Raw genomic sequence first — 2,873 nt, 5'->3', positions numbered from 1 at the left:
AAGATTGTCCGGCGGTGTCCTACTCTCCCACACCCTCACGAGTGCAGTACCATCGGCGCTGGAGGGCTTAGCTTCCGGGTTCGGAATGTGACCGGGCGTTTCCCCTCCGCCATGACCGCCGTAACTCTATGAACATATCAACCATCACCAACACGGGTGGGTGTTTGTTCAGAGTTGCACAGTGGACGCGTAGCAGCTTAGTAGTCAAGTCCTCGGCCTATTAGTACCGGTCAACTGAACCCGTTACCGGGCTTACATTTCCGGCCTATCAACCCAGTCGTCTAGCTGGGGGCCTTACCCCACCAAAGGTGGGTGGGATACCTCATCTTGAAGCAGGCTTCCCGCTTAGATGCTTTCAGCGGTTATCCCTTCCGAACGTAGCTAACCAGCCGTGCCCTTGGCAGGACAACTGGCACACCAGAGGTTCGTCCGTCCCGGTCCTCTCGTACTAGGGACAGCCCTTCTCAAGTATCCTACGCGCACGGCGGATAGGGACCGAACTGTCTCACGACGTTCTAAACCCAGCTCGCGTACCGCTTTAATGGGCGAACAGCCCAACCCTTGGGACCTGCTACAGCCCCAGGATGCGACGAGCCGACATCGAGGTGCCAAACCATCCCGTCGATATGGACTCTTGGGGAAGATCAGCCTGTTATCCCCGGGGTACCTTTTATCCGTTGAGCGACACCGCTTCCACTCGCAAGTGCCGGATCACTAGTCCCGACTTTCGTCCCTGCTCGACCTGTCAGTCTCACAGTCAAGCTCCCTTGTGTACTTGCACTCAACACCTGATTGCCAACCAGGCTGAGGGAACCTTTGGGCGCCTCCGTTACCTTTTAGGAGGCAACCGCCCCAGTTAAACTACCCACCAGACACTGTCCCTGAACCGGATAACGGTCCGAAGTTAGATACCCAAATCAACCAGAGTGGTATTTCAAGATTGCCTCCACCCATACTGGCGTATGGACTTCACCGGCTCCCACCTATCCTACACAAGCTAACTCAAGTACCAATGTCAAGCTATAGTAAAGGTCCCGGGGTCTTTCCGTCCTGCCGCGCGTAACGAGCATCTTTACTCGTACTGCAATTTCGCCGGGCCTGTGGTTGAGACAGTGGGGAAGTCGTTACGCCATTCGTGCAGGTCGGAACTTACCCGACAAGGAATTTCGCTACCTTAGGATGGTTATAGTTACCACCGCCGTTTACTGGCGCTTAAGTTCTCCGCTTCGCCCCGAAGAGCTAACAGGTCCCCTTAACGTTCCAGCACCGGGCAGGCGTCAGTCCATATACATCGAATTACTTCTTCGCATGGACCTGTGTTTTTAGTAAACAGTCGCTTCCCCCTGCTCTCTGCGGCCATACAACGCTCCACCCGCGCGGGGCTTCACGTCTCCGGCCCCCCTTCTCCCTAAGTTACGGGGGCAATTTGCCGAGTTCCTTAACCACAGTTCGCCCGATCGCCTCGGTATTCTCTACCTGACCACCTGTGTCGGTTTGGGGTACGGGCCGCTAAGAACTCGCTAGAGGCTTTTCTCGGCAGCATAGGATCACTGACTTCACCTGAATCGGCTCGGCATCACGTCTCAGCCTTCATGCGTCGCGGATTTGCCTACGACACGGCCTACACGCTTACCCCGGCACAACCACCGGCCGGGCTCAGCTACCTTCCTGCGTCACCCCATCGCTTGACTACTACCCGCCAGGTTCCCACGCTCCCTCAGATCAGTCCGAAGACCTCACCAAGTTCGGGTGGTTAGCACAACGAGGTTCATCAGGGACGCTCTTTCGCGGGTACGGGAATATCAACCCGTTGTCCATCGACTACGCCTCTCGGCCTCGCCTTAGGTCCCGACTCACCCAGGGCGGATTAGCCTGGCCCTGGAACCCTTGGTCATCCGGCGGAAGGGTTTCTCACCCTTCTTTCGCTACTCATGCCTGCATTCTCACTCGTGCCGCGTCCACAACTGGGTCACCCCGCTGCTTCACTCGCGGCACGACGCTCCCCTACCCATCCACACACCTGCACAAGGAATCAAGTCCAAGCGAGGTTAAAATGTGAATGCCACAGCTTCGGCGGTGTGCTTGAGCCCCGCTACATTGTCGGCGCGGAACCACTTGACCAGTGAGCTATTACGCACTCTTTAAAGGGTGGCTGCTTCTAAGCCAACCTCCTGGTTGTCTATGCGACCCCACATCCTTTTCCACTTAGCACACGCTTAGGGGCCTTAGCTGGTGATCTGGGCTGTTTCCCTCTCGACTACGAAGCTTATCCCCCGCAGTCTCACTGCCGCGCTCTCACTTACCGGCATTCGGAGTTTGGCTGATTTCGGTAAGCTTGTGGGCCCCCTAGACCATCCAGTGCTCTACCTCCGGCAAGAAACACGCGACGCTGCACCTAAATGCATTTCGGGGAGAACCAGCTATCACGGAGTTTGATTGGCCTTTCACCCCTAACCACAGGTCATCCCCCAACTTTTCAACGTTGGTGGGTTCGGCCCTCCACGCGGTCTTACCCGCGCTTCAGCCTGCCCATGGCTAGATCACTCCGCTTCGGGTCTAGAGCATGCGACTAAAGCGCCCTATTCAGACTCGCTTTCGCTACGGCTCCCCCACACGGGTTAACCTCGCCACATGCCACTAACTCGCAGGCTCATTCTTCAAAAGGCACGCCGTCACCCCGCAAGGCTCCGACGGATTGTAGGCGAACGGTTTCAGGTACTATTTCACTCCCCTCCCGGGGTACTTTTCACCATTCCCTCACGGTACTCGTCCGCTATCGGTCACCAGGAAGTATTTAGGCTTACCAGGTGGTCCTGGCAGATTCACGGCAGATTTCAGGGGTCCGCCGCTACTCGGGAACACCCACAGAAGGT

Annotated in this window: 2 rRNA genes (1 of these 2 cut by a window edge); both read right to left on the bottom strand. The window is 56.8% G+C overall.

The features are described from left to right. Positions 1–6 precede the first annotated feature (6 nt). Positions 7–123, bottom strand: a 5S ribosomal RNA gene (gene rrf / locus ACIBTX_RS32390). A gap of 77 nt (positions 124–200) precedes the next feature. Next, positions 201–2,873, bottom strand: a 23S ribosomal RNA gene (locus tag ACIBTX_RS32385); it runs 438 nt beyond the window's last position.

The sequence above is a fragment of the Micromonospora sp. NPDC049359 genome, assembly GCF_044466585.1.
GTDB lineage: Bacteria > Actinomycetota > Actinomycetes > Mycobacteriales > Micromonosporaceae > Micromonospora.
Note: the sequence above shows the minus strand (reverse complement) of the source record. Positions and strands in the feature narration are given on the sequence as shown.